This window comes from Serratia ureilytica, from assembly GCF_017309605.1.
Taxonomy (GTDB): Bacteria; Pseudomonadota; Gammaproteobacteria; order Enterobacterales; family Enterobacteriaceae; genus Serratia; species Serratia ureilytica.
On record NZ_CP071320.1, the window covers coordinates 2,349,079 to 2,375,356 of the forward strand.

At 59.8% G+C, this 26,278-nt stretch carries 23 protein-coding genes; 10 read left to right on the top strand and 13 right to left on the bottom strand.

Features of this window, described 5'->3' with window-relative positions:
* Positions 1-12 precede the first annotated feature (12 nt).
* The gene (locus tag J0X03_RS10935) at positions 13-1,647 is read left to right on the top strand and encodes a peptide ABC transporter substrate-binding protein (RefSeq protein ID WP_160880168.1); all 1,635 of its coding nucleotides are present in this window, start codon (positions 13-15) and stop codon (positions 1,645-1,647) included.
* A 158-nt stretch (positions 1,648-1,805) separates the two neighbouring features.
* On the opposite strand, the gene J0X03_RS10940 is transcribed toward J0X03_RS10935, so the two are convergent.
* The 3 genes from J0X03_RS10940 to J0X03_RS10950 all read right to left on the bottom strand — a co-directional run bounded on the left by J0X03_RS10940 (position 1,806) and on the right by J0X03_RS10950 (position 3,996).
* Entirely contained in the window at positions 1,806-2,054 is a 249-nt protein-coding gene (locus tag J0X03_RS10940; RefSeq protein ID WP_004930507.1) for a hypothetical protein, read from the bottom strand.
* A 194-nt stretch (positions 2,055-2,248) separates the two neighbouring features.
* On the bottom strand, positions 2,249-3,340 hold the full coding sequence (locus J0X03_RS10945; protein ID WP_160204334.1) for a hypothetical protein: 1,092 nt from the start codon (positions 3,338-3,340) through the stop codon (positions 2,249-2,251).
* A complete protein-coding gene (locus tag J0X03_RS10950) occupies positions 3,292-3,996 on the bottom strand; it encodes a hypothetical protein (RefSeq protein WP_160204333.1) in 705 nt (234 codons plus the stop codon). Before J0X03_RS10950 ends, J0X03_RS10945 begins: the two co-directional genes overlap by 49 nt.
* A gap of 155 nt (positions 3,997-4,151) precedes the next feature.
* On the opposite strand from J0X03_RS10950, the gene zntB reads away from it, so the two are divergent.
* A complete protein-coding gene (gene zntB, locus J0X03_RS10955) occupies positions 4,152-5,135 on the top strand; it encodes a zinc transporter ZntB (protein ID WP_160204332.1) in 984 nt (327 codons plus the stop codon).
* Between the two features lie 217 nt (positions 5,136-5,352).
* On the opposite strand, the gene J0X03_RS10960 is transcribed toward zntB, so the two are convergent.
* Both J0X03_RS10960 and ttcA read right to left on the bottom strand, forming a co-directional pair.
* The gene (locus J0X03_RS10960; RefSeq protein ID WP_033643223.1) at positions 5,353-5,751 is read right to left on the bottom strand and encodes a VOC family protein; all 399 of its coding nucleotides are present in this window, start codon (positions 5,749-5,751) and stop codon (positions 5,353-5,355) included.
* Between the two features lie 146 nt (positions 5,752-5,897).
* Positions 5,898-6,836 (bottom strand): tRNA 2-thiocytidine(32) synthetase TtcA, encoded by a 939-nt coding sequence (gene ttcA / locus J0X03_RS10965; protein WP_033643222.1) that lies wholly within the window; start codon positions 6,834-6,836, stop codon positions 5,898-5,900.
* A gap of 326 nt (positions 6,837-7,162) precedes the next feature.
* On the opposite strand from ttcA, the gene J0X03_RS10970 reads away from it, so the two are divergent.
* Positions 7,163-7,969, top strand: a complete 807-nt coding sequence (locus J0X03_RS10970) for a helix-turn-helix transcriptional regulator (RefSeq protein WP_089194812.1) — start codon at positions 7,163-7,165, stop codon at positions 7,967-7,969.
* Here the strand turns inward: J0X03_RS10970 and J0X03_RS10975 are convergent.
* Together J0X03_RS10975 and nifJ are read right to left on the bottom strand one after the other, a co-directional pair.
* The gene (locus J0X03_RS10975) at positions 7,953-8,516 is read right to left on the bottom strand and encodes a YbhB/YbcL family Raf kinase inhibitor-like protein (protein WP_089194811.1); all 564 of its coding nucleotides are present in this window, start codon (positions 8,514-8,516) and stop codon (positions 7,953-7,955) included. The genes J0X03_RS10970 and J0X03_RS10975 overlap by 17 nt on opposite strands.
* 200 nt (positions 8,517-8,716) lie before the next feature.
* Complete coding sequence (gene nifJ, locus J0X03_RS10980) at positions 8,717-12,250, bottom strand: pyruvate:ferredoxin (flavodoxin) oxidoreductase (RefSeq protein WP_103681817.1); 3,534 nt, start codon at positions 12,248-12,250, stop codon at positions 8,717-8,719.
* Positions 12,251-12,497: 247 nt separating this feature from the next.
* Here nifJ and ssmE point away from each other — a divergent pair, with 247 nt between their 5' ends.
* The gene (ssmE, locus tag J0X03_RS10985; RefSeq protein ID WP_033632935.1) at positions 12,498-12,830 is read left to right on the top strand and encodes a multidrug efflux SMR transporter SsmE; all 333 of its coding nucleotides are present in this window, start codon (positions 12,498-12,500) and stop codon (positions 12,828-12,830) included.
* A gap of 499 nt (positions 12,831-13,329) precedes the next feature.
* Positions 13,330-13,584, top strand: a complete 255-nt coding sequence (locus tag J0X03_RS10990; protein WP_015377999.1) for a DUF333 domain-containing protein — start codon at positions 13,330-13,332, stop codon at positions 13,582-13,584.
* 29 nt (positions 13,585-13,613) lie between these two features.
* Here J0X03_RS10990 and hslJ read toward each other — a convergent pair whose 3' ends face one another.
* Together hslJ and J0X03_RS11000 are read right to left on the bottom strand one after the other, a co-directional pair.
* The gene (gene hslJ, locus J0X03_RS10995) at positions 13,614-14,039 is read right to left on the bottom strand and encodes a heat shock protein HslJ (RefSeq protein ID WP_033643221.1); all 426 of its coding nucleotides are present in this window, start codon (positions 14,037-14,039) and stop codon (positions 13,614-13,616) included.
* Positions 14,040-14,091: 52 nt separating this feature from the next.
* The gene (locus J0X03_RS11000) at positions 14,092-15,084 is read right to left on the bottom strand and encodes a 2-hydroxyacid dehydrogenase (RefSeq protein WP_033650287.1); all 993 of its coding nucleotides are present in this window, start codon (positions 15,082-15,084) and stop codon (positions 14,092-14,094) included.
* A gap of 443 nt (positions 15,085-15,527) precedes the next feature.
* Here J0X03_RS11000 and J0X03_RS11005 point away from each other — a divergent pair, with 443 nt between their 5' ends.
* Genes J0X03_RS11005 through J0X03_RS11015 form a run of 3 tightly spaced genes read left to right on the top strand, consistent with a single transcriptional unit; the run spans position 15,528 to position 18,666 of the window.
* Positions 15,528-18,140, top strand: coding sequence for a YdbH family protein (locus tag J0X03_RS11005; protein ID WP_046687126.1), 2,613 nt, complete (start codon positions 15,528-15,530; stop codon positions 18,138-18,140).
* On the top strand, positions 18,137-18,334 hold the full coding sequence (locus J0X03_RS11010) for a YnbE family lipoprotein (RefSeq protein WP_025302979.1): 198 nt from the start codon (positions 18,137-18,139) through the stop codon (positions 18,332-18,334). Before J0X03_RS11005 ends, J0X03_RS11010 begins: the two co-directional genes overlap by 4 nt.
* An 8-nt stretch (positions 18,335-18,342) precedes the next feature.
* Positions 18,343-18,666, top strand: a complete 324-nt coding sequence (locus J0X03_RS11015; RefSeq protein ID WP_033643218.1) for a YdbL family probable chaperone protein — start codon at positions 18,343-18,345, stop codon at positions 18,664-18,666.
* A gap of 119 nt (positions 18,667-18,785) precedes the next feature.
* On the opposite strand, the gene azoR is transcribed toward J0X03_RS11015, so the two are convergent.
* Complete coding sequence (gene azoR, locus J0X03_RS11020) at positions 18,786-19,391, bottom strand: FMN-dependent NADH-azoreductase (protein WP_015377994.1); 606 nt, start codon at positions 19,389-19,391, stop codon at positions 18,786-18,788.
* Between the two features lie 269 nt (positions 19,392-19,660).
* On the opposite strand from azoR, the gene hrpA reads away from it, so the two are divergent.
* The gene (hrpA, locus tag J0X03_RS11025; protein ID WP_129993702.1) at positions 19,661-23,548 is read left to right on the top strand and encodes an ATP-dependent RNA helicase HrpA; all 3,888 of its coding nucleotides are present in this window, start codon (positions 19,661-19,663) and stop codon (positions 23,546-23,548) included.
* A gap of 96 nt (positions 23,549-23,644) precedes the next feature.
* Here hrpA and J0X03_RS11030 read toward each other — a convergent pair whose 3' ends face one another.
* From J0X03_RS11030 to asr, 3 genes are all read right to left on the bottom strand, one after another.
* Positions 23,645-24,457, bottom strand: a complete 813-nt coding sequence (locus J0X03_RS11030; protein ID WP_046687125.1) for a trypsin-like serine peptidase — start codon at positions 24,455-24,457, stop codon at positions 23,645-23,647.
* Positions 24,458-24,584: 127 nt separating this feature from the next.
* The gene (gene ydgU / locus J0X03_RS24365; RefSeq protein WP_456301727.1) at positions 24,585-24,665 is read right to left on the bottom strand and encodes a small membrane protein YdgU; all 81 of its coding nucleotides are present in this window, start codon (positions 24,663-24,665) and stop codon (positions 24,585-24,587) included.
* 87 nt (positions 24,666-24,752) lie between these two features.
* Positions 24,753-25,031, bottom strand: a complete 279-nt coding sequence (asr, locus tag J0X03_RS11035) for an acid resistance repetitive basic protein Asr (protein WP_033643216.1) — start codon at positions 25,029-25,031, stop codon at positions 24,753-24,755.
* Between the two features lie 185 nt (positions 25,032-25,216).
* On the opposite strand from asr, the gene J0X03_RS11040 reads away from it, so the two are divergent.
* Positions 25,217-26,122 carry an alpha/beta fold hydrolase gene (locus J0X03_RS11040; protein ID WP_033643215.1) on the top strand — a complete coding sequence of 302 codons (906 nt, stop codon included), beginning with the start codon at positions 25,217-25,219 and terminating at the stop codon, positions 26,120-26,122.
* Positions 26,123-26,278: the final 156 nt, after the last annotated feature.

Consider the following 26,278-nt stretch of genomic DNA (forward strand, 5'->3'; position numbering starts at 1 on the left):
GGACAAATCATAATGACGGGAAAAAAAATGCAACGGGGTTTTCGTTTGGCGCTCTGCGCGGCGGCGATCGGCGCCTGTATGAGCAGCGCCATGGCGGCGCAGGTTCCCCCGGGCACCGCGCTGGCGGACAAACAGGAAATCGTGCGCCACATTAAAGACGAACCGGCCTCGCTCGATCCGATCAAAGCGGTTGGCTTGCCGGAGGCTCAGCTGGCGCGCGATCTGTTCGAAGGGCTGGTCAATCAGGACGCCAACGGCAAAGTGATCCCCGGCGTCGCCACCCGCTGGCAGACCAGCGACAACCAGACTTATATTTTCCATCTGCGTAAAGACGCGCGTTGGTCAAACGGTGACCCTGTCACGGCAAAAGACTTCGTTTACAGCTGGCAGCGGCTGGTAGAACCGAAAAATCTGTCGCCGTTCGCCTGGTTCGCGCAACTGGCGGGGATCCAGAACGCCGAGCAGATCATCAGCGGCAAACTGCCGGCCGATCGCTTGGGCGTATCGGCGCCGGATGACTACACGCTCAAGGTGCAGTTGGACAAGCCGGTGCCGTACTTCGTCAGCCTGACGGCCAACTTCAGCCTGTTCCCGGTGAATAAGGCGGTGGTGGAAAAATACGGCAACGACTGGACCAAGGTCGGCAATCTGGTGGGCAACGGCGCGTTCAAACTGCAGGAGCGGGTGGTGAACGAGAAGCTGGTGCTGACGCCTAATGACCATTACTGGGATCATGCGCGCACCGTGCTGACCAAAGTGACCTTCGTGCCGATCAACCAAGAATCCAACGCCACCAAGCGTTACCTGGCGGGTGACATCGACATCACCGAATCCTTCCCGAAAAACATGTATCAGAAGCTGCTGAAAGACATCCCGGGGCAGGTGTACACCCCGGATCAGCTCGGCACCTATTATTACGCGTTCAACACCCAGCGTGCGCCGACCAACGACGTGCGGGTGCGTCAGGCTTTGTCCTACGCCATCGATCGCAAGATTATCGCGGAGAAAGTGTTGGGCACCGGTGAAAAACCGGCTTATCACTTCACGCCGGACGTCACCGCCGGGTTCAAACCCGAGGCGAGTTTGCTGCAACAGCAGCCGCAGGCGGAGCTGGACGCACAGGCCAAGGCATTGCTGCAGTCGGCCGGTTACGGCCCGAACAACCCGCTGAAGCTGACGCTGCTGTATAACACTTCCGAGAGCCACCAGAAGATCGCCATCGCCGTGGCCTCGATGTGGAAGAAAAAGCTGGGGATTGACGTCAAGTTGCAAAACCAAGAGTGGAAAACTTACATCGACAGCCGCAATACCGGCAATTTCGATGTGATCCGCGCCTCCTGGGTGGGTGACTATAACGAGGCGTCGACCTTCCTGTCGCTGCTGACCTCCACCCACAGCGGCAATATCGCTAAGTTCAAGAACGCGGACTACGACAAGCTGCTGGCGCAGGCGGGGCGGGAAACCAACCCGGCGGCGGTGACCGCCGATTACAACAAGATGGAACAGATCATTGCCGATCAGGCGCCAATCGCGCCGATATACCAATACACCAACGGCCGCCTGATCAAACCGTGGGTAAAAGGCTACCCGATCACCAATCCGGAAGACGTGGCCTATAGCCAAACGATGTATATCATCAAACACTGAGTGGGCTTATTTATCGCCCCCGCGCAATGCGGGGGCGTTATTTTCTCGACGGCGAAACCACGAGGCTAATTAATTTTTCCACGCGATAAACCCCGTTTAATAATAAACAGGGTTGCCATCATCACATTAATATTGTCTATTTCAGAGAGCGGTTACGCTTACAGACAGTCCCGCATGGCGTCCACCACTACGCGGCCACTCATATCGGTCTGAGTAATGCGGTAGCTGGTGGGATAAGAACGACGGGTACTGAAACGATCGTGGACGGAGACCTTGCCAATTTGCAGGCCGGCGGCGTTTTTCACCACAAACTCACTGATCTCTTCCTGGCCCTGGTTTTGCAAATGGATATTGCTGATTTTTTCCAGCGTATCGCTGGCGTTTATTTTTAAATGGTCGCGTAACATAACTACCTCCTCGTAGTGAGAAAAGTATATGCCCCTAAAATTTGCGCTGAAACAGCTTTGTGTTGATTTATTATTATCATTTTGAATTAAAATTGATAGCAATATGTTAAGTCATAATAATAACGGCATTACCAGCGCTTTATCGGCGATATTGTCTGATTTATCGGCAATGGTTTATTTCAATGCCGTTATTATTAGTCTGCATTAATGGAGAACAGCGCTTGCCTGGCCGCCGGCGCGGGAAAGACGCAGGCGACGTTGTGTCCGCAGCCGGGAACGAGGGTTAACCGATGCGGCTTCTCCGGCGCCAGATAGCGCCGGTCATAGTCGGCATAGGCCAGGGCGCGCTGCAACCGGTAGGGACCCTGCAGCTGGGCGGCGCAGGATTTGTCGAGTATCCGATAGTAGGCCCCCGGCGCGGTGCCGGTATCACCGTCTGCGGCCAGGTAGGTGATATCCGCCGCCGCATAGCGCCGGCGGGCTGCGTCGGCGGTGCGCTGCAGGTGAACGGGAAGCGCTTCCGGACCATATTTCCACTGGTTAGCCTGTGGGCACTGGCCGGCGTCCAGCGTTTGCCAGCGGAAGCGACAGGTTTTTTCACTGCCACAGAGCTCCGGGTGAAGGGGCTGGGGACGCAGGTTGTCAAAATAGAGCCAGCTGCCCGGATCGGCGACGACATAGCGCAGACGCACTCCGTCCGGCGGGTTGGCGAAGCCGACATAATGCTGCACGAATTGGGCGCCGGCGGAGAAACCGGCGACGGTGATCGACTGCAACGACGGCCAGCGCCGTTTCAGATCGGCCAGCAGGTTATCCATGGCGTTGAACGAGCCGGTTTTCCCGCCATTATCCAAACCGCCTTCGATCCAGGAGCCGCAGCGCCACAGGGCGTCCCCCTCTTGCGGCGCCGGCAGCCCGGCGGAACGGCAGCGGGCGGCAAGCGTCTCCGGTACCTGGAACAGCGGGGCGACCAGCAAGCTGTTGTCTCCCGCTCCCTGCGCGGCGTCGATCGCCGCTTGCAATGTCTTGGCGACATCGCGCGGGTGGCCGTGCATCACCACCAGCGCGGTGCGCGGCTGGGGGGAGTGAGCGTGCGCGACAAAATAAGGCAGTGAACCCGCCGCCGTCGGCGCGTGATAGGGTGTGGCGAGGCGTTCTAACACCGGCTCTGCACGAGCCGATTGGCCGAACAGCAGCAGGGCGGCCATTGCGATGCAGCGCAGGCGGCGCATTCTCGTCAGGTTCGGCGCAGCGCAGCGCGCAGTTGTCTCAGGACTTCCCGGCATCGTTGTTCCTCACGCGCTCGTTGATAGTAGCGATAAAAGGCGCGTTCCGAACTGAGGTTACCCGCGCGTGCCAGCTGCCTGAAGGTCAGGTATGCCAGGCTGAACATAATGATAATAAATAATAAACCGGGGAACAGCAGCTGCCAGCCGTCGGTGATGCGCGCATTAGGCAGATAGCGGAGTGAATAGGGCGTAATCAATACCCCTAACTGCTGCAGCCCCCATTGAGTCAACGTAGGGAACAGCACCAGCAACGTAACGAACACCAAATACAGCAAGAAATAGCGACAGGAAAGCAAGAAACGCTTGAACGCGTTATTGGCGCTTGGCCGCAAAACGAAGCCTGCGGGCGTGGCGCGCAAGATTTGCTGACGGCCACCGGTGAAACGATAGCGTTCCAGCGCCGCTACGCTATCCGGCAATGCCAGCAGCAGCTGCAGCGCAACAAGGCCGGCGCTGCGGTTGCCGATATAGTCGCGAAACCGCAACAGACGTATGGGGGCGCTTTGGGGCTTCTCGACGGATTCGAGCAGGTTTAACAGCTTATCGTGGTTTTCCCGCCGAATGCGAAAAGGCGTTTTGACCACGGCGATAAACAGCGTAATGACGGTCGGTAGGACGATTTTCAAGATATCTGCGGTGCTGATTTGTAACATGCGAGTTTCCTCTCGGGCTGTCTTGCGTTCCTGGCAGCAGAAGTATAGACCACGCTTATGGGACAACATGAAAACTGGCGTTACAGCTTGGTCTTTGATCTCCAAGGCGTTAACGCTAGACTCAGCAACATAAGCAAGACTGAGGGGATAAATGAATGGATGTGATTGAGGGGAGCGAGCTGCAGGTCGCCGACGCGGTCTACGCCTACCAGCTGGATGGCAAGGGCGGCATCACGCCGATCGAGCGGGATGACAAGATCACCTGCGACGCGCCTTGCTGGCTGCATCTTGATTACGCGCACCCGGCCAGCGCCGAATGGCTGAGCACCACGCCGCTGCTGCCGGACTCGGTGCGCGAAGCGCTCTCCGGCGAAAGCTCACGGCCGCGCGTCAGCCGCCAGGGCGAAGGCACCATGATCACGCTGCGCAGCATCAACTTTAACGCCAACTCACGGCCGGACCAGTTGGTCACCATTCGCGTGTACATCACCGATAAACTGATTATCTCCACGCGGCACCGCAAGGTGTATTCCATCGATCAGGTGGTGAACGATTTGCAAAGCGGCGCCGGGCCGACCAACAGCGGCAACTGGCTGGTGGAGATTTCCGATGCGTTGACCGATCACACCAGCGAATTCATTGAGGATCTGCACGACAAGATTATCGATCTGGAGGACGCCTTGCTGGAACAGCAGGTGCCGGAGCGTGGCCAGCTGGCGTTGATCCGTAAACAGCTTATCGTGCTGCGCCGTTACATGGCGCCGCAGCGTGACGTTTTCGCACGGCTGGCCAGCGACCGCCTGCCGTGGATGAGCGACGACGATCGCCGCCGCATGCAGGACATCGCGGATCGCCTGGGGCGCGGGTTGGACGATCTGGACGGCAGCATCGCGCGCACCGCCATCTTGTCCGACGAAATTACCACGGTGATGGCCGACGCGATGAACCGCCGCACTTACACCATGTCGCTGTTGGCGATGGTATTTCTGCCGACCACCTTCCTGACCGGGCTGTTTGGCGTCAACCTTGGCGGCATACCGGGCGGCGGCAACCCCTTCGGTTTCGCGGCATTTTGCCTGATGCTGGTCGGGTTGGTGCTTGGCGTCGCCTGGTGGCTGAAGCGCAGCCGCTGGCTGTAGGCGAAAATGACGAAAACCCGGTTAACATTGAGCAAAATCAACATTTAGCCGGGGGAAATGGGGCATGATCTCTCTCGCAGGTGAATGCAACGTCAAGCGATGGGCGTTGCGCTCCATAATTGTCTTACTTTCTTATTTTTGAATTACTGCATAGCACATTTGATTCGTACAATGCCGGTTTAATCACCGGCATTTTTTTATTCGATTTCTCTCTTCCTCAGGCCGCGCTTTCATCCCAGAAGCTGGCTTCAATCTTGTGCCCATCCAAATCGCGGACAAAGCAGCCGTAGTAAGCCTCACCGTAGTGCGGCCGCGAACCGGGCGCGCCTTCATCGACGGCGCCGGCCAACAGCGCCTGGCGATGGAATTCATCCACCTGCTGCTTGCTGGTCGCGAAAAAACCGACGTGCGTGCCGTTGCCGGGTGAAGCGGGCTGGCCGTCGATCGGCACCTGCAGCCAGAACTCCGGGTAGTCGCGGCCATAACCGATCGCGCCGGGATGCTCCAGCACCCGTCGGCAACCCAAGGCGGCCAGCGTGCGATCGTAAAAGGCCGCGGCGGCGACGAAATCGTTCGAGCCCAGCGAGACGTGGGACAGGCAGGGGGTGATATTCATTGCGCGATCTCCATATGACTGTATAAATGAACAGTATAGGGTAAAAACGGCATCGCCCAGCAAATTTTGCGCAAACTGTGAACAGGATCGAGATCGTCGAGTGAGGAGAATGTCGCCGCTCGCAGGGTGGCGGGCGGCGAGGGGACTTATTTGATTTCCAGCACGTCCAAACGCGCCGGCGCAGGCGCCGCGTCGTCCGAATCTTCCGGCTGCCAGCCGACCGGCTGCATCGGAATGTCTTCGCGATCGAAGGCCAAATCGCCGCCGTCCACCACCGCGCTGCCGTGGTGAATGCCTTTGAAATCGAATAGATTGATATCGCTCAGGTGCGAAGGCACCACGTTTTGCATGGCGCTGAACATGGTTTCCAGCCGGCCTGGGTAACGTTTGTCCCAGTCGCGCAGCATGTCGCCGATCACCTGGCGCTGCAAATTAGGCTGAGAGCCGCACAGATTGCATGGAATGATCGGGAACGCTTTGGCGATCGAGAAACGCTCGATGTCTTTCTCGCGGCAATAGGCCAGCGGGCGAATGACCACGTGCTTGCCGTCGTCGCTCATCAGTTTGGGCGGCATGCCTTTCATCTTGCCGCCGTAGAACATGTTGAGGAACAGCGTCTGCAGAATATCGTCGCGGTGGTGGCCCAGCGCGATCTTGGTGGCGCCCAGTTCGGTGGCGGTGCGATACAGAATGCCGCGGCGCAGGCGCGAGCACAGTGAACAGGTGGTTTTGCCTTCCGGGATCTTGTCTTTAACGATGCTGTAGGTGTTTTCTTCGACGATCTTGTACTCCACCCCCAAGCCTTCCAGGTAAGCAGGCAGAATATGCTCAGGGAAGCCGGGCTGTTTTTGGTCGAGATTCACCGCCACCAGCGAGAAATTGATCGGCGCGCTCTGCTGCAGATTGCGCAGGATCTCCAGCATGGTGTAGCTGTCTTTGCCGCCGGACAGACAGACCATGATGCGGTCGCCTTCTTCAATCATATTGAAATCGGCGATCGCTTCGCCCACGTTGCGGCGCAGGCGCTTTTGCAATTTGTTCAGGTTGTACTGCTCTTTTTGGCTAACGGATTGCTTTTCTGACATTTAAATCGTGCTCATTCTCAATGGGGGGCACTAGGGGCATGGCGTTGTAGACCGCGAGTTTACCATTCAACCGGCCGATTTTGATCATTATTCATCATCCAGCTTCCACGCGCCCGACGCGAGGCCTGTATGGTACGGATTGCGCGCAGGAATGCCAGCAGGTTTTATCGGCGGCTGAAAGGCTTTTTCCCGTTTCATTAGCCGCTGCGCCGCGAAACGGCTTGATTTCAAGTTGGTGGACGATCATGCTCAGACTCTGCGTGCGGTGCAGACGTCTGTTTGAACCGTGGCCGATATTGCCCACTCTAAACACCTGGTAACTCCGCATGGACATCGACAAAACGACAAGAGAAATACGTTGCCGCGAGCATATTGGCTGCACCGCCAGCGTTCTGCAAACCCAAACGCTGCTTACCCGCAGCATTGCGCTGGAATCTGCGTCGCTGATTCTGGTGCGGGAAGGGAGCAAACGGGTGTGTTGGCAACATCGCGATATCCTTCTGCAACCGGGTGATGCCATCCTGATTGCGGCTGACTGCACGTTGGACGTCACGAACATACGGTCATCCGAAACGGGTATTTATGCTGCCGAGTGGTTGAGTTTCCCCGACGCGTTGACGACGGACGAACCTCACGCCCTATACAGTCTTTGTGGCGGTTTTCGTCAGGCGTTCTACCACGCGCGCGCGGCTATCATGGATCCGGAGGCGATACCGGAGCGGGTTGCTGTAAAGCGCATGGAAGAAGTGCAGATCTGGCTTGAGGAGTCGGGCCTTCGGTGGGCGCCTGTGAAGGCCGAAAAACTGAGTCGTCAGGTGAGAAAGCGGGTATCCGACGATTTGGCGCGCCAGTGGTTAGCGCCGGATATCGCGCAGCATTTCGCTATGTCGGAGTCGACTTTCCGTCGTCGGTTGGCGGCGGAGGGCATGTCATTTCATCAATTGCTTACCGAAGCCCGTATGTGCCACGCCCTGACGCTGTTGCAGGTGACCGATATGGCGGTAAATCAGGTTGCGCTCGCCGTGGGGTACGAAAGCCCGTCCAAATTCACCGCGCGCTTCCGTACCCGTTTTGGTTTCAACCCAGCTCAAATTCGTGAAAGGCTGGCGATCATCGCTAGCGACTTTGTCTAACCTCAAGCTGTGCGCTGGCCAGTGCGTTGCTCTGGGTCATATAACCCACCAGAGCGGGCGTCGCGTCGGGGGTAATGGCGGGCAGCCGGTCTGTTTTCAGCGCGGTCAACGTAATGACGTAGCGGTGCGTGCTGCCGACGGGAGGGCAAGGGCCGCCGTATCCCGGTACGCCAAAGTCAGTGCGGGTTTGAATGGCGTTACCTGGCAAACCCTCATTGTGCGCGCCGATCCCGGCGGGCAATGCGGCGATATCGGCCGGAATATTTACCACTTGCCAGTGTACCCAGCCGAGGCCGGTAGGGGCATCGCGGTCATAGATCTGCAGTGCGAAGCTGCGCGTTCCCGCCGGCGCTCCCTGCCAGCGTAACGCCGGTGAGCGATTATTGCCGCTGCAGCCAAAGCCATAATCGTTGCTGAGCAATTGATTTTGGGTGAAATGTCCGTCGTTCACTTGCGGGCTGGACAGGATAAATGTTCCTTCCGCCATCGCCGAACCGGCGAAGGTACAGGATAAAACGGCCATGGCGGCCATGATGCGGATGTTCATCGCAGCGTTCCTTACTGTTGAGGGAGAGTTGCTGCATCATAGGCGACGACATAACGCGCCGGCGCGCCCGCATCCGTCATTTACCCCTCCAAAACGCGCAATGTTTCTCGGGGAGGATGGCAGCGGGCACGGGGCATAAGGCGGCAGGATACGTGAAGTAAAAGAAAACAGGGCGCGAATCGCTCGCGCCCTGAGGGAGGTTACTCAGCGGCGGACTTTTCCGCCTTGCCGGCCAGCAGGCTGAGGAAATCGTATTTCTCCTTCAGCTCTTTCTCGGCGGCCTGATACAGCGCGCTGGCTACCTCCGGCTGCTGCGCGTTCAGGCGACGGAAACGCTGTTCTTTCAGCAGCGTTTCCGACAGGTTGCTGTTCGGCGGCCGCGAATCCAGCGCCAATGCGGCCTTGCCTTCGGCGCTGCGGCGCGGATCGAAGCGGTACAGCGGCCAGAAGCCGGTGGCGGTCAGCTGTTTCATCTGATCGTGGCTGAGCGCCAGATCGTAGCCGTGCTCTTCGCACGGGCTGTAGGCGATGATCAGCGACGGTCCCGGATAGGCCTCGGCCTCCTGAATCGCTTTCACCGTCTGGTTGAGCTGCGCCCCCAGCGAGATCTGCGCGACGTAAACATGGCCGTACATCATCATGCTGACGCCCAGATCCTTGCGCGCCTTGCGCTTGCCGTGCTCGCCGAATTTGGTCACCGCGCCGAGCGGCGTGGCCTTCGACTGCTGGCCGCCGGTGTTGGAGTAGCACTGGGTGTCGAGCACCAGCACGTTGACGTTCTCCGTCAGGCTGAGGACGTGATCCAAACCACCGAAGCCGATGTCGTAGGCCCAGCCGTCACCGCCGATCAGCCAGATGGATTTATCCACCAGATAGTCGGCGTCGGTCGCCAGCTGGCGCGCATCTTCACCTTCAATACTCGCCAGCAGCGCGCGCAGTTCGGCGATTTGCTTGCGGCGCGGCTCCGGCGCCACGTCTTCCATCTGCAGGGCATTGACCAACTGCTCCGGCAACTGCGGCGCCAGCGAATTCAGCAGGCGCAGCACCCGCGCGCGATGTTGATCGACCGTCAAACGGAAGCCCAGGCCGAATTCGGCGTTGTCTTCGAACAGCGAGTTGGCCCATGCCGGCCCGCGCCCTTCGGCGTTGGTGGTGTACGGCGTGGTCGGCAGGTTGCCGCCGTAGATCGACGAACAGCCGGTGGCGTTGGCGATCAGCAATCGGTCGCCATAGAGCTGGGTCAACAGCTTGATGTACGGCGTTTCGCCGCAGCCGGAGCAGGCGCCGGAGTACTCGAACAGCGGCGTGATCAGCTGCGAGGTGCGAATGTCGATGCGTTCCAGCTGCGCCGTATCGATTTCCGGCAGCTGCAGGAAGAAATCGTAGTTGTCTTTTTCCGCCGTCAGATTATCGAGGCGTGAAGCCATATTGATGGCCTTGATCTCCGGGTTCTGGCGATCTTTCGCCGGGCAGACCTCGACGCACAGGTTACAGCCGGTGCAATCCTCCGGCGCCACTTGCAGCACGTATTTTTGCCCGCGCATATCGCGCGCTTTGACATCCAGCGACTGCAGGGAGGCGGGGGCGTGTTCCATCTCCGCCGGCTGCACGACCTTGGCGCGAATGGCGGAGTGCGGACAGGCGGCGACGCAATGGTTGCACTGGGTGCACAGGTCGGGCTGCCAGACCGGGATCGCTTCGGCGATGTTGCGCTTTTCCCACTGGGTGGTGCCCACCGGCCAGGTGCCGTCCGGCGGGAAGGCGGAAACCGGCAGCGCATCGCCCAGTCCGGCCAGCATCGCGGCGGTAACGGTTTTGACGAAGTCAGGCGCGGCGTCCGAGACCACCGGCGGGCGCATCGGGCTGCTGTCGTCGACCGGCTGCAGCGGGATTTCAATCAGCGCGCCGCGGGTGGCGCCCAGCGCCTGCCAGTTGCGCTCGACGATCTCCTGGCCTTTGCTGCTGTAGCTGCGGGCGATGGCGTCCTGCAGCTGTTGCAGCGCCACGTCGCTCGGCAGGATCTGCGTCAGATGGAAAAACGCCATCTGCATGACGGTGTTGATGCGCGCGCCGAGCCGGCATTCACGCGCCAGCTTGGCGGCGTTGATGATGTAGAAACGCGCCTGGCGTTGATGCAACAGCGCCTGTACCTCCTGCGGCAGGCGCGACCAGACTTCGTCGGCGCCGTAAGGGGTATTGAGCAGGAAGGTGCCGCCGGGTTTGAGGCGCTCAACCATCTGGTACTTATCGATAAACTGCAGCTGGTGGCAGCCGACGAAATCCGCCTGGCTGACCAGATAGGCCGAATTGATCGGCTGCTCGCTGACGCGCAGGTGCGAGACCGTCAGGCCGCCGGCCTTTTTGGAGTCGTAGACGAAATAGCCCTGCGCATACAGCGGCGTGGCGTTGCCGATGATTTTGATGTTGTTCTTGGTGGCCGAGACCGAGCCGTCGCTGCCCAAACCGTAGAACAGCGCTTCCAGCGAGGCGCGCTGCGGCAGGATTTCGTCGCTCAGCGGCAGCGAAAGGCCGGTGACGTCATCGAAGATGCCGACGGTGAAGCGCGGGCGCGGCTGCGGCTGGGCCAGCTCGCGAAACACCGCCAGCGCGCAGTCCGGGCCGAACTCCTTCGACGACAGGCCGTAACGGCCGCCGATCACTCGCGGCAGCGTGGCGCGCTCGCCCCGGCTGTAGGCTTCCGCCAGCGCGGTCATAACGTCCAGATACAGCGGCTCGGCCAGCGCGCCTGGTTCTTTGGTGCGATCGAGCACCGCGACGCTGCGCACGCTGTCCGGCAGCGCGCCGAGCAGGTGTTTGGCGGAGAACGGCCGGAACAGCCGCACTTTCAGCACGCCGACTTTTTCGCCGCGGGTCAGCAGGGTGTCGATCACTTCTTCGCAGGTGCCGGCGGCGGAGCCCATCACCACCACCACGCGTTCGGCCTGCGGGTGGCCATAATAGTCGAACGGCCGGTAGTGGCGGCCGGTGAGGGCGGCGAAGGCCTCCATGGCGTCGATCACGTGCTGGTCGGCGGCGTCATACCAAGGGTTGGTGGCCTCGCGCGACTGGAAATAGGTGTCAGGGTTGGCGGAAGTGCCGCGCACCACCGGATGATCCGGCGACAGCGCCCGGCGGCGGTGGGCGTCGATCGCCGCCTGCGGCAGCATGTGCCGCAACGTATCGTCGCTGAGCGGTACGATTTTATTGATCTCGTGCGAGGTGCGGAACCCGTCGAAAAAGTGGATGAACGGCAGGCGCGCGTTGAGGCTGGCGGTCTGCGAGATCAGCGCGAAATCCTGCGCTTCCTGCACGCTGCCGGCGCACAGCATGGCGCAGCCGGTCTGGCGCACCGCCATCACGTCAGAGTGATCGCCGAAGATTGACAGCGCGTGCGTGGCCACGGTGCGCGCGGCGACGTGCAGTACAAACGGCGTCAGCTCGCCGGCCAGTTTGTACAGCGTCGGGATCATCAGCAGCAGACCCTGCGATGAGGTGAACGAGGTGGACAGCGCGCCGGTCTGCAAGGCGCCGTGCACGGTGGCGATCGCGCCGCCCTCCGACTGCATTTCCACCACTCGCGGGATATCACCCCAGATGTTTTGCCGGCCATCGCCGGACCAGGCGTCCGCCTGCTCCGCCATGGTGGAACTTGGCGTGATAGGGTAGATGGCAATCACTTCGTTGGTGCGATAGGCCACGGAAGCGACTGCATTATTACCATCTGTAGTTATCATCGACATTACCTTTTCATTGCTCACAAAGCCGCGAAAGCGCACTTTCGCAGTAATGGAAAAAAGTCTAACAGAGGGTTTGAACGCGGCTTTATCGCGTTTGTGTGGCGGGCGATAAATCGGCAAGCGTATCCGGCATCGCTATTTGCATCGCCGGTTGAGGTCCTTCAATAAATTGTTTTCGCCGTTTAAAGACAATTTATTTCCGGCGCGTCATAATTGCGCATCGGTAAACTGACAGAAGAAAACCATGAGCGGATTTATGTATTTGACGATGGCGATAGTCGCGGAAGTGATCGCCACCACCATGTTGAAAGCCTCCGAGGGCTTTACCCGTCTGTGGCCGTCGCTGCTGGTGGTGCTGGGCTACGGCGTAGCGTTTTGGGGGCTGTCGATGGTGGTCAAGAGCATGCCGCTGGGCATTGTGTATGCGATTTGGTCGGGCATGGGGATCGTGCTGGTGTCGGTCGCGGCGGTATTCGTTTATCAGCAAAAATTGGATTGGCCGGCGATTGTCGGTATGGGATTAATTATTGCCGGCGTGCTGGTAATTAATTTACTGTCGAAAGCCTCTGTGCACTGAATGTTATTTTGATGTAAAAAAAGCCGGCGTGACAGCAAGTCGCGCCGGTTGAAGAATTCAGCCATCATTCACTGAAAATAGTGGAATGCTAATTAGTTAGCGCCGTCAGCATAGACGCAAATATCATCCTCTCCGGTAGCAAAAAATGCGCCGTCACGCCGAAAGCACGCGGGGTTAATTAATACCGATATCATGCGAAGAAACCCCGTCGCCGGCAACGGTGACGTTATCACTTTCTCTCTGCGGCCGGGGCGGGCGGTGGGGGCCGCTGTCACGTTTAACCTCCCGCAATGGGGGCGGAAATATTCTGCAAACAAAATAAATGTCCGGCCGGCGCAAAAAAACCACAAATAATGGCCGGAATATATTTTCATTATTTATATATCGAGCTAGATTAAACAAGTTTGCATCAAAGATAGCGAAACGTGTCCGCCAAGTGACGCGCGTTATCGGCAATGGCGATTTTACACAGCGCAGTTCCGGGTTCAGGAGTGGGATAATGACGACATCAAAATGGCTGCTTGCCAGCGCCGTGCTGCTTTTAGCCGCCTGCAGCAGCAACAACGAAGAGCCAGTACAGCAGGGCAACAGTGCCAGAATCAATACGTTGCAGACCAGCGCCGGTTGCGCGGCGGTCGGCGGCGTCACCACCATCGCGCACAACTTGAACGGTGAAGCGTTGCGCATGTGCCAGATGCCGAACGGCAAACAGTGTGAGGAACGCACGCTGGGCCTGGGCAGCTGCGCCGGGTAAGCCCACGGCGCCAGGCCTGGCGTCCAGAATCAATATACCCAGTCGCGCAGGGCATAAACCAGCGTGTGGCCGCTGCCGTTGAGCGTCAGCTGCTGCGCGCTCAGCGTCACTTCGGCGCCGTTTTCCAGCACGGTGCCGATCACCCGATCCCAGCGATTGCGCTGCTCATCAGGGCACAGCCTGCGCGTCGAGGCCAACGGTTTTACCGTCAGTACGCCGTCGCGTAATTGCCCCTGGCCGAAAAAGCGGTTGCACATCGCGCCGGACACATGCAGGTTCTCGCCGAACTCCAGATTGAGCAGGACGCCGCCCGTTGGGGATTTTGCCGCTTCGCCATCGACGCTCTGCAACACGAAATTATGATGCATCAGATCGCCGGGCGTAACGGTCGCGGGTGGTTTCATGCTGCATCCCCCCAAGACCAGCGCCGCAAGGGCGGCCATCGTTGTTCTCATCGTCGCGCTCTCAAATAAACAGGGCGCCGCAGGGGGCGCCCCGAAATGCCGTTCACGCGTTCAACTGGTTCGGGCAGGCTTCGCCGCGATCCAATTGGCTGATGTTCTGCAGCGTGGTTTGCGAAATGCTGGTCAGCGCCTCTTCGGTCAGGAAAGCCTGATGGCCGGTGAACAGCACGTTGTGGCAGGCCGACAGGCGGCGGAACACGTCATCCTGAATCACGTCGTTAGACTTGTCTTCAAAGAACAGATCGCGTTCGTTCTCGTAGACGTCCATCCCGAGCGCGCCGATTTTTTGCTGCTTCAACGCGTCGATGGCGGCGGTAGAGTCGATCAGCGCGCCGCGGCTGGTGTTGATCACCATTACGCCGTTTTTCATCATCGCGAAGGCGTCGGCATTCAGCAGATGGTGGTTTTCCGGCGTCAGCGGGCAGTGCAGGGTGATTACGTCGGATTGCGCGTACAGCGTTTTCAGGTCGACATACTCTGCGCCCAGTTCCAGCGCCTGTTCGCTGGGGAACGGATCGTAAGCCAGCAGCTTCATGCCGAAGCCTTTGAGAATGCGCATCGTCGCCACGCCGATTTTACCGGTGCCGATCACGCCGGCGGTGCGATTGTGCATGTTAAAGCCGATCAGCCCTTCGAGAGAGAAATTGGCGTCGCGGGTGCGTTGATATGCGCGGTGAATACGGCGGTTCAGGCACATCATCATGCCTACCGCGTGTTCCGCCACGGCTTCCGGCGAGTAGGCCGGCACGCGCACTACCTTGATGCCCAGCGCTTTGGCGGCGTCCAGATCGACGTTATTAAAACCGGCGCAGCGCAGGGCGAGAATTTCGACGCCCAGCGCCGCCAGTTCTTCGAGCACTTCACGGCTACCGTCGTCGTTGACGAAGATACACACCGCCTTGCAACCGGCGGCCGTTTTGGCGGTTTTTTTACTGAGTAAAAAGTCGAAGAATTCCAGCTCATAGCCAAACTGCTGATTCACCAGTTCGAGATATTTACGGTCATACTGTTTGGTGCTGTATATCGCCAATTTCATCGTGGTTTCTCCACCGTGATTTTGTGATCAATTTAACAGATTTTAGTAAATTCGACAATTGGTTAGCCACGCTGCAAGGCTGCTGTGGGCTGGCGACGGTGAAGGGAAGGCGACGGTGAGGCGGGCGACAAAAAAATCCCCACGGGGGTGTGGGGAATGGCTTCTCTAGTACACAGTTAGCTAGCAGCTAAACTTTTATTAGAATGCTTGCAAGACTATTAATCATCAACGGTAACAACAATAACAAAAGTCTGAAAACTGTCCTATTTATGTGATGTATATGTAACGAAAATCTACAACTCCGCGCGCGCTTGCGCCAAAAGGGTGCAAATCGCCTCTGCGACCGCGCTCAGCTTCACCCTATGTCAAATTCGTGCCATCATTATTGTCAATTCAGGCATAGACTTAACCAATGCCTAACACAGGAACGAAGCAATCATTTAATGACCAGGCGATTGAAAGTATTCATAGGGACGGTGGCGGGCTGCGCAATCCTGGTGCTGGCGTTGTGGCAAACCTTGCCGCGCTGGCTGCCGGGGGTGTTATCGCATTGGTTGCCGGCGGGAAGCCGACTGGAGTTGCAGGGCAAATTGCATTGGCGCCAGGGCGGCCTGACGTTGGCGGGGGCGCGTTTCACCGCGCAAGATTGTCTGCTGGCCAGCGTCGGGCCGACGCGGCTGGCTTATCGGCAAGGCCGCTGGCAGCTGTCGAGCGATAAGGTCAGCGTCGATAGCGCCTGTTTGTCAAAACTGCCGGGCGGCGACGCCAACAGCGCGCCGCTTGCGCTCGATCAACTGCAGCGGCAGCTGCCGCCGCTGGATCTCACCATTCATGACCTCACGCTCATTCCCTGGCAGCGTTATGCCGGGAAGCTGCAGCTTTCCTCCGGCTCTGACGGGCAACGTCTGCATTATCGGGGGCCGAATCTCAGCGCCGAGGCGCAGCTGGATGAAAAACAACAGCTGACGTTGCACAGCCTGACCGTCATTCCGCCCAACAGCGCGCAACCGCTGCGCCTCGCCGGCAAGATAACCATTCCGCTGGATCTGGCCAGCCTGCCGACGCAGGGCGCGCTGCAGGGTGAAATGCAGACGGCCTATCTGGAAAAACCGGTTTTGCTGGATATGCGCTGGCAACAGCAGCAGGGCGTGTTGACGGTGAGCGAGAAAGGCGACGATCGGCCGCTGGCGGTGCTGCCGTGGGAAGTGACCCCGCAGCGGGTCAGCATCAAGCAGGGCGAGTGGCGTTGGCCCTACAGCGGACAGCCGTTGAACGGCGGCCTCAGCATCGCGCTGCACGACTGGAGCAAGGGACTGGATGAAACGGAGATCAGCGCGCGGCTGAACGTGATCACGGCCGGCCACAACGGCAAGGGCAATGCGGTGCTGACGCTTGGGCCGGGCAAGGTGGGGCTGACCGACAGCGATCTGCGGTTCCAACTGACCGGCCAGGCCAATCTGGCCGACTTCTCCGCTACCGCGTCGATCCCGGGCGTGCTCGGCGGCAGCATTCTCAACCCGACGCTGGTTCTGCAGCCGGGTTCGTTGCTGCGCCTGTGGGGCAAGGTGACGCCGGAAATGACGCTGGAAGAGGCGCGTTTGCCGCTGGCGGGCGTGAAGGTGACCGCTGCCGGTATTACCGGCCGCCTGCAGGCGATCTTGAGCGCCAGCGACAGTTACTGGGGCCGCTTCAAGCTGCATCTGGACGGCCAGGCGCAGGATTTCTGGCCGGACAAGGGCCACTGGCAATGGCGCTACTGGGGCAATGGCCGCTTGCCGCCGCTGCAGGCCGCCTGGGACGTGGCCGGCAGCGGCAGCTGGCGCGACAGCGAGTTGGTGCTCGATAAACTCTCCACCGGCTTCGATAAGTTGAAGTACGGCCTGGTGACGGTCGCCGCGCCGCGCTTGAGCCTCAACCAGCCGCTGCGCTGGCGGCGTGATGAACAAAGCCCGCAGTTCAACGGTGAGCTGCAGCTGGCGGCGGATAAGGTCAGCTTCAGCGATGGCGGCTATCTGCCGGCGCCGGTGCTGGCGCTGCAGGTGAACGGCCGTTCGCCGGACAGTTTCCAGATGCAGGGCAAGCTGCAGGCGCAACAGATCGGGCCGATCGCGCTGCGCGGCCGTTGGGACGGCGAACGTCTGCGCGGCGAAGGCTGGTGGCCGAAACAGTCGCTGAAGGTCTTCCAACCGCTGCTGGCGCCGGATCTGAATCTCACGCTGCGCGACGGTGAGTTCTACGCGCAATCGGCGTTTTCCGCCGCCCGTGAACAAGGATTCGAGGCCGGCGGTCATTGGGTGGTGAAAAACGGCGGCATGTGGCTGAAGGACGGCGAAATGAGCGGCCTGGATTTCATCCTGTCGTACCGGTTCAAGCAGCATCATTGGCAACTGGGGGCTAAACAGCCGGTATCGCTGCGCATCAAGTCTTTCACCAACCTGTTCGAGATGCAGAACATTTCCGCCGATTTGCAGGGCACCTATCCTTATAGCGAAGGGCAGCCACTGACGTTGAGCAACGTCGGCGTGGACATGCTCAACGGGCATATCAGCCTGTCGGCGCTGCGGTTGCCGCAGCATGACGCCGCAGTGCTGAAGCTGGACAAGGTCGATCTCAGCGCGCTGTTTACCGCCCTGAAACCGAAGCAGTTCGCCATGTCCGGCCGCGTCGACGGCGAGTTGCCGCTGTTCCTGAACCATCCGAAGTGGCTGGTGCAAAACGGCTGGATCGCCAACGCCGGCACGTTGACGCTGCGCCTGGACAAAGACATGGCCGACGCCATCGGCAGCAACAACCTGGCGACCGGCGCGGCGATCGACTGGCTGCGCTACATGGAAATCAACCGTTCGCATGCCCGGGTCGATCTCGACAACCTGGGCGAGCTGACGCTGAGCGCACGCATCGACGGCATCAACCCGCAGAAAAGCGCCAAGCGCGAGGTGATCCTGAACTATCGTCATCAGGAAAACGTGTTTCAGCTGTGGCGCAGTTTGCGCTTCGGCGACAATTTACAGGAGTGGCTGGAGCAGGCCCTCTCACAACCTGGGGAGCAACAATGAAAATCATGAGTGTGTCGACGCTGGCAGCGGTGCTGTGCGTTTCGCTGCTGAGCGGCTGCGTGCCGCGCATCGAGGTGGCGACGCCTAAGGATCCGATCACCATCAATATGAACGTCAAGATCGAACATGAAATTCATATCAAGGTGGATAAGGACGTCGAAAACCTGCTGAAAACCCAAAGCGGTCTGTTCTAGGAGCCGACATGAAAAAACGTTATTTGTGGCTGGCCGGCGCCGCCTGGCTGTTCAGCGGCCTGGCGATGGCGCTGACGCTGGATGAGGCGAAGCAGCAAGGGCGGGTGGGGGAAACCCTGAGCGGCTACATCGCGCCGGTGCAGCAGGACGCCGAAACTTTGGCGCTGGTGAAGCGCATCAACGCCGGCCGCGCCGAGAAGTATCAGGAAGTGGCGGACGGCAACCATATCGCCGTCGATGAAGTGGCGCGCATGGCCGGCCAGAAGCTGGTGACGCGGGCGCAGAGCGGCGAGTATGTGCGCGGCATCAACGGCCAGTGGCTGAAGAAGTAAAAAAAAGCGCGCCGTCTGGCGCGCTGAATGATACGGATAGATGATTATTATGAGGGTAGTGCAGGTTTGACAAGGCTTGCCTCTTGTCCGGCAGGGGCATGGCGCCCCTGCGCAGGCTCTTACGCGGCAACCACCTGAGACAGGGCCGCTTTGGCGTCTTCCTGTGCTTTGGTTGCCACTTCCGGACCGTAGGCGATGCCTTCCGCGAAGACGAACTCCACGTCGGTGATGCCGATGAAGCCCAGGAACAGACGCAGGTAAGGTTCCACCAGGTCGGTTGGGGTGCCTTTATGAATGCCGCCGCGGCTGGTCAGGATCACGGCGCGTTTGTTTTTCACCAGGCCTTCCGGACCGTTTTCGGTGTAACGGAAAGTCACGCCGGCGCGGGCGACCAGATCGAAATAGTTTTTCAGCTGGGTCGGGATGTTGAAGTTGTACATCGGTGCGGCGATCACGATGACGTCATTGGCCTGCAGCTCGGCGATCAGTTCGTCCGACAGGGCCAGCGCTTCTTGTTGACGCGGAGTCAACGGAGCATCGGAAGGACGCAGCGCGCCAACCAGCTCGCCGTCCAGCACCGGGATTGGCTGTGCGGCCAGATCGCGCACGGTGATGGTGTCGCCGCTGTGGGCGTTGCTCCATTGCTCTACGAAGAAATCGGCCAGTTGGTTAGACTGAGAGTAGGTCGCCAGGATGCTTGATTTCAGAACCAATACGTTGCTCATCGATAATTCCTTACGTTGTGACAGTGACATCAGGACTCAGCGTCCCTTGCATGAACTACATGCTATTCACATTCCCCCAACAGTGATAGCGCAATATTTCGAGATCTTCGTTCGATTTTATTGAATAACCTGCCGAGGCGTTACTCGCGAAAGTAGGGGGAAAAAGCCGTTTGTGATAGGCTGTGCGGCTAAAGCAAAAAAATCGCTAAAAAAACATTAAACCGTTGCTAAGCCTGGTCTTGGCCACGATGAAACAAGGAACACCGAACGTGAAATCTCCGCTCGAGGCACTGCCGGCCCAACTGGGCGAGCTGATGCTCCGCGATCAACAACGCCTGCGTCGTCGCCTGCAGGGCGCACGAAAAATCAAAAATCCCGATGCCCAGCTGGCGGTCGCCGCCGAAGTGGAAAGCGACATCGCGACGGCGCGGCAAAAAGTGCAGGCGCGCGCCGCGTCTTGCCCGCGCATTACCTATCCGGAAAGCCTGCCGGTCAGCCAGAAAAAGCAGGACATCTTAAACGCTGTCCGCGACCACCAGGTGGTGATCGTCGCCGGGGAGACCGGCTCGGGGAAAACCACCCAGTTGCCGAAGATCTGTCTGGAGCTGGGGCGTGGGGTGAAAGGGCTGATCGGCCATACCCAGCCGCGCCGCCTGGCGGCGCGCACCGTCGCCAACCGCATCGCCGACGAGCTGGAAACCCCGCTCGGCGGCAGCGTGGGCTACAAGGTGCGCTTCAACGATCAGGTAGGGGAAAACACCCTGGTCAAGCTGATGACCGACGGCATTTTGCTGGCGGAGATTCAGCAGGATCGCCTGCTGATGCAGTACGACACGCTGATCATCGATGAAGCGCACGAGCGCAGCCTGAATATCGACTTTATTCTCGGTTACCTGCGCGAACTGCTGCCGAAGCGCCCGGATCTCAAGGTGATCATCACCTCGGCGACCATCGATCCGCAGCGTTTCTCGCGCCACTTCAACAATGCGCCGATCATCGAGGTTTCCGGCCGCACCTACCCGGTGGAGGTGCGCTACCGCCCGGTGGTCGACGACGGCGACGATACCGATCGCGACCAGCTGCAGGCGATTTTCGATGCGGTAGATGAGCTTGGGCGCGAAGGGCCGGGCGACATTCTGATCTTCATGAGCGGCGAGCGTGAGATCCGCGATACCGCCGACGCTTTGAACCGCCTCAATTTGCCGCACACCGAGGTGCTGCCGCTGTATGCGCGCCTGTCGAACAGCGAGCAGAATCGGGTGTTCCAGTCGCACCACGGCCGCCGCATCGTGCTGGCCACCAACGTGGCGGAAACCTCGCTGACGGTGCCGGGCATCAAATACGTCATCGATCCGGGCACCGCGCGCATCAGCCGCTACAGCTTCCGCACCAAGGTGCAGCGCCTGCCGATCGAGCCGGTGTCACAGGCCTCCGCCAATCAGCGTAAAGGGCGCTGCGGCCGCGTGTCGGAGGGGGTGTGCATCCGTCTGTACTCCGAACAGGATTTCCTCTCGCGGCCGGCGTTTACCGATCCGGAAATTCTGCGCACCAACCTGGCGTCGGTCATTCTGCAGATGACCTCGCTGGGGCTGGGCGACATCGCCGCGTTTCCGTTCGTCGAGGCGCCGGACAAACGCAACATTCAAGATGGCGTGCGCCTGCTGGAAGAGCTGGGGGCGATCACCACCGCCGATAACGGCCACTATCAGCTGACGCCGCAGGGCCGGCAGCTGGCGCAGTTGCCGATCGACCCGCGTCTGGCGCGCATGGTGCTGGAAGCGCAGAAGAGCGGCAGCGTGCGTGAGGTGATGATCATCACCGCCGCGCTGTCGATTCAGGATCCGCGTGAGCGCCCGATGGACAAGCAGCAGGCCTCGGATGAAAAACACCGCCGCTTCGCCGACAAAGACTCGGACTTCCTGGCGTTCGTCAACCTGTGGGATTATCTGCAGGAGCAGCAAAAGGCGAACTCCTCCAGCCAGTTCCGCCGGCTGTGCCGCAACGATTTTCTCAACTACCTGCGGGTGCGCGAGTGGCAGGATATCTATACCCAGCTGCGCCAGGTGGTGAAAGAGCTGGGGCTGCCGATCAACAGCACGCCTTCCGACTACCGCAGCGTCCACACCGCGCTGCTGACCGGCCTGTTGTCGCACATCGGCCAGAAGGATGCGGACAAGCAGGAATACACCGGCGCGCGCAACGCCCGCTTCTCGATCTTCCCCGGCTCCGGCCTGTTCAAGAAGCCGCCGAAGTGGACCATGGTGGCCGAACTGGTGGAAACCAGCCGCCTGTGGGGGCGCATCGCCGCGCGCATCGAACCGGAATGGATCGAGCCGCTGGCTCAGCACCTGGTGAAACACAGCTACAGCGAACCGCACTGGTCGAAGTCGCAGGGGGCGGTGATGGCCAGCGAAAAGGTCACGTTGTTCGGTCTGCCGATCGTCGCGGCGCGCCAGGTCAATTACGGCGCCATCGATCCGCTGCTGTGCCGCGAGCTGTTTATCCGCCATGCGCTGGTGGAGGGCGACTGGCAGACGCGCCATGCTTTCTTCCGCGAAAACCAAAAGCTGCGCGCCGAAGTGGAAGAGCTGGAGCATAAATCGCGTCGCCGCGACATTCTGGTGGACGACGAAACGCTGTTCGGCTTCTACGATCGCCGTCTCCCCAACGACGTGGTGTCCGGCCGTCATTTCGACAGCTGGTGGAAGACCGCCGCCAAACAGCAGCCCGACCTGCTGAACTTCGAAAAAGAGATGCTGATCAAGGATGGCGCCAACAAGATCAGCGCGCTGGATTACCCGAACTTCTGGTATCAGGGCAACCTCAAACTGCGGCTGAGCTATCAGTTCGAACCAGGGACCGACGCCGACGGCGTGACGGTGCACATCCCGCTGCCGATCCTCAACCAGGTGGAGGAGCAGGGCTTCGAATGGCAGATCCCCGGCATCCGCCGTGAGCTGGTGATCGCGCTGATCAAATCGTTGCCGAAACCGGTGCGTCGCAACTTCGTGCCGGCGCCGAACTACGCCGAAGCGTTCCTTGGCCGCGTAACGGCGCTGGAATTGCCGCTGCTGGACGCGCTGGAGCGCGAGCTGCGGCGCATGACTGGCGTGACCGTGTCACGTGATGACTGGCAGTGGGATCAGGTGCCCGATCACCTGAAAATGACTTTCCGCGTGGTGGGCGAGAAAAATCAGACGCTGCGCGAAGGCAAAGATCTGGCCGCCCTGCGCCTGCAGTTGAAAGAGAAGGTGCAGGAGACGCTGTCGGCGGTGGCCGATGACGGACTGGAGCAGAGCAACCTGCATGTCTGGAGCTTTGGCCAATTGCCGGCGTTCTACGAGCAGAAGCGCGGCGGCTATTCGATGAAAGCCTATCCGGCGCTGGTGGATGAAAAGGACAGCGTGGCGATCCGCCTGTTCGACAGCGAAAGCGAACAGCAACAGGCGATGTGGCAGGGCACGCGCCGCCTGCTGTTGTTGAATATTCCTTCGCCGATCAAATATCTGCATGAAAAGCTGCCGAACAAGGCCAAGCTGGGGCTTTATTTCAACCCGTACGGCAAGGTGCTGGAGCTGATCGACGACTGCATTTCGTGCGGCATTGACAAACTGATCGCCGAACACGGCGGCCTGGTTTGGCAGGAGGAAGATTTTGCACGGTTGCAGGAGCAGATCCGCGCCGAGCTGAACGACACGGTCGTTGAGGTGGCCAAGCAGGTTGAACAGATCCTGACGGCGGTCTTCAACATCAACAAACGGCTGAAAGGCCGGGTGGACATGTCGTTGGCGCTGGCGCTGTCGGACATCAAGACCCAGCTCGGCGGGCTGGTCTACCGCGGCTTCGTCACCGGCAACGGATGGAAACGGCTGCCGGACACGCTGCGCTACCTGCAGGCGATCGAACGCCGATTGGAGAAACTGGCTATCGATCCGCACCGCGATCGCGCGCAGATGCTGCGGGTGGAGCAGGTGCAGCAGGCGTGGCAGCAGTGGCTGAACAAGCTGCCGCCGAAGCGACAGCAGGAGGAAGAGGTGAAAGCGGTGCGCTGGATGATTGAAGAACTGCGCGTCAGCCTGTTCGCGCAGCAATTGGGCACACCTTACCCGATCTCCGACAAGCGCATTCTGCAAACCATCGAACAGCTTTCGGGCTAAGCTCAGGCGCGCCGGCCGGCAAACGGCCGGCGCAGCGCAAGTTGAAATTCAGGGAACAGAGAAACAGCAACGGCGCTTGATGCGCCGTTGCGAGAGCTACTTGCCTGCCGCCAGGGCGTCCAGCGCCTCGCGGATGCCGGGCACCGCCAGAGCGCGGTTATCGGCGCGGTAACGATCTTTCGCCGCCGGCGCCGAACTCTGGATGGCGATCAGCTGCCAGCCGTCGGCGGTTTTCAGCAGCAGCGGTGAGCCGCTGTCGCCGGGCAGGGTATCACACTGGTGCGACAGCACCCCTTGCTGGGCCCAGCCGGTCACCTTGCAGTTTTGGTGGCTGTAGAGGTCATCAAGATGGTCCTCCGGGTAGCCCGCCTGGGTGATCAGCCGTTTGGCCTGTTTCAGGGCCTGAGTCAACGCCTTGCTGTCGCCTTGCCACAGCGGCAGCGGGGCGATCGGCAGCGGCGTTTTGTCTTTCAGCCGGATCAGCGCAAAGTCATAAGCGGCGGCGGCGGGCGGCACGATCCAGCCGTCGCCGTCCGCTTTCAGCTTTTTGCCCAGTTTGCTGTCGACCAGGGTTTCAATATTGTCGGTTTGATACTGCCATGATTTATCGCCCGCCACGAAGCGCAGGGCGACGGCTTTATCCAATTGTCCCGGCGGCGCCAGCACGCAATGGCCGGCGGTCAGCGCCAGGTGTGGGGAGATCAGCGTGGCGGTACACAGATTGCCGCTGGCGGTTTCGACCTGGCCGATGGCTTGCCACGGCTGGGCGGCGGTATCCGTGACCTTGATTCGTTCATCTTTGCCGAAAAACAGACGCGTTTGCTCGGCCTTGGACGGGCCGTCGGCGCGTGCCGCCTGGGAGGCGATGAGCGGGAGTGAGCACAGCAACAGTAAAACGGATATGCGCATAGATCTCTTGCCTGACAAATACGGATCATCCATAAACACACTGAATGCTAACTATAGACTGATTTAGCAGCCATGTGGATGGGCAATAACTGATTTTTCAATAATTTCCCGCCGGCGAGGCGACAGGCTACAGATAAAAAAAGACGGCGATCAGTCCACAGAGGATCAGGGCGGTCAGAATGATCTCGAACAGGTAGCGGCGCAGCATCAATGAGAACCCCCCGGATGAAAAAACACCCGGTGAACCGGGTGTCGTGCACGTCAAGCCTGAAGCGGTGAGGGGAACCTCACGACATTACGCTTTTTTGTGGCTGGCTTTCTTGTGGTGCTTTTTAGCCGCCTGGGCTTTTTGCGCCGGGGCTTTTTTGCCGGCTTTCTTGTGATGCTTTTTGGCCGCCTGAGCTTTCTGTACCGGGGCTTTCTTGCCGTGGTGTTTCACCTGAGCTTTAGCCGGCGCAGCGGTGGCGGTGGTTGCGGTAGCCGCAGGTGCGGTAGTGGTGGCAGCCTCGGCAGCGAAAGCCACGGAAGACAGACCCATTGCAGCGGCAACAACCAGAGCTAATACTTTTTTCATCGCAGAATCCTCAACATGACTTTTGGGTATCAACCCCACTGCGGGGCCGTTGAGATGATAGTAGGCAAACGGCGTCTGGCTTTCCGTGAGTGATTGGTTTCGGCTTGTAACCTAATGTACAGGGCGGCGGCGGCAGGAGGGATTGCTGCTATAATGACCGTCAGGCTCGATAAAAGGGATTTAAAATGAACGAGATAACGGTTCGTTGTGGCGTGACGGAACAGGGTGAGGTGCCGCTGGCCTATGAAGACTGGGGCGATGAGGCGCATCCGCCGCTGTTGTTAATCATGGGCATCGGCGCGCAGCTTTTGCTGTGGCCTGACGATTTCTGCCGCGCTCTGGTCGCCAAGGGATTTCGGGTGATCCGCTACGACAACCGCGACGTCGGCCTTTCCGGTAAAACGCGGGCGCAGCGCAAGACGCCGCTGTGGCTGTTGATGTTGCGTGCTCAGCTCGGCTGGCAAACGCCGGTGCCTTATACCCTGGCGGATATGGCGACGGACGCAGCGCATCTGCTCGATCATTTACGCATTCCTCAGGCTCATGTCCTTGGCGCCTCGATGGGGGGGATGATCGCCCAGGTGTTGGCCGCCGAATACCCGCAGCGAGTCGCCTCGTTATGCATCTTGTTTTCCAGCACCAATCAACCGCTGTTACCGCCGCCGGCGCCTTCGCTGCTGTGGTTGCTGGTGCGCCGGCCTGCCGCCGATATGACGCTGCAGCAGCGCCAGGAAGGGATGAAGGCCTTTCTGCGCGCGCTTGGCACCGCGACTTATCCGCCGGAGGAGGCGGAGCTGGATGTCCTGGTGAAGCGATTGCTGAAGCGGGGCGTGGATCCGGAGGGCATGCAGCGGCAACTTTCCGCGCTGCTCGGCAGCGGCGATCTGCGGCGTTACAGTCGGCGCATCGCCGCGCCGACGCTGGTGATTCACGGCGATCGCGATCGGCTGGTGCGCAAGGCCGGCGGGGTGGCGATCGCTCGAGCCGTCGCCAACGCCAGATTGCAGATTATGCCGGGCATGGGGCATGATCTGCCCGCCGCGTTGAGACCACAATTGGTGACGATGATCGCCCGTCATGCGCTGGGATGAGAGACAGATAGGGGCGCTGCTGTTTATGATTTTAGTTACAACATACTATTGGTGAGTAGCAACCCGCCACCCTGTAGCCAAGGCGTTGCCGGCAAGGAAAGCGCGCTATGTAGCATTATTAGGTCAAGCAGGGGAAAAAGGGCGCGGCCGTGGCCG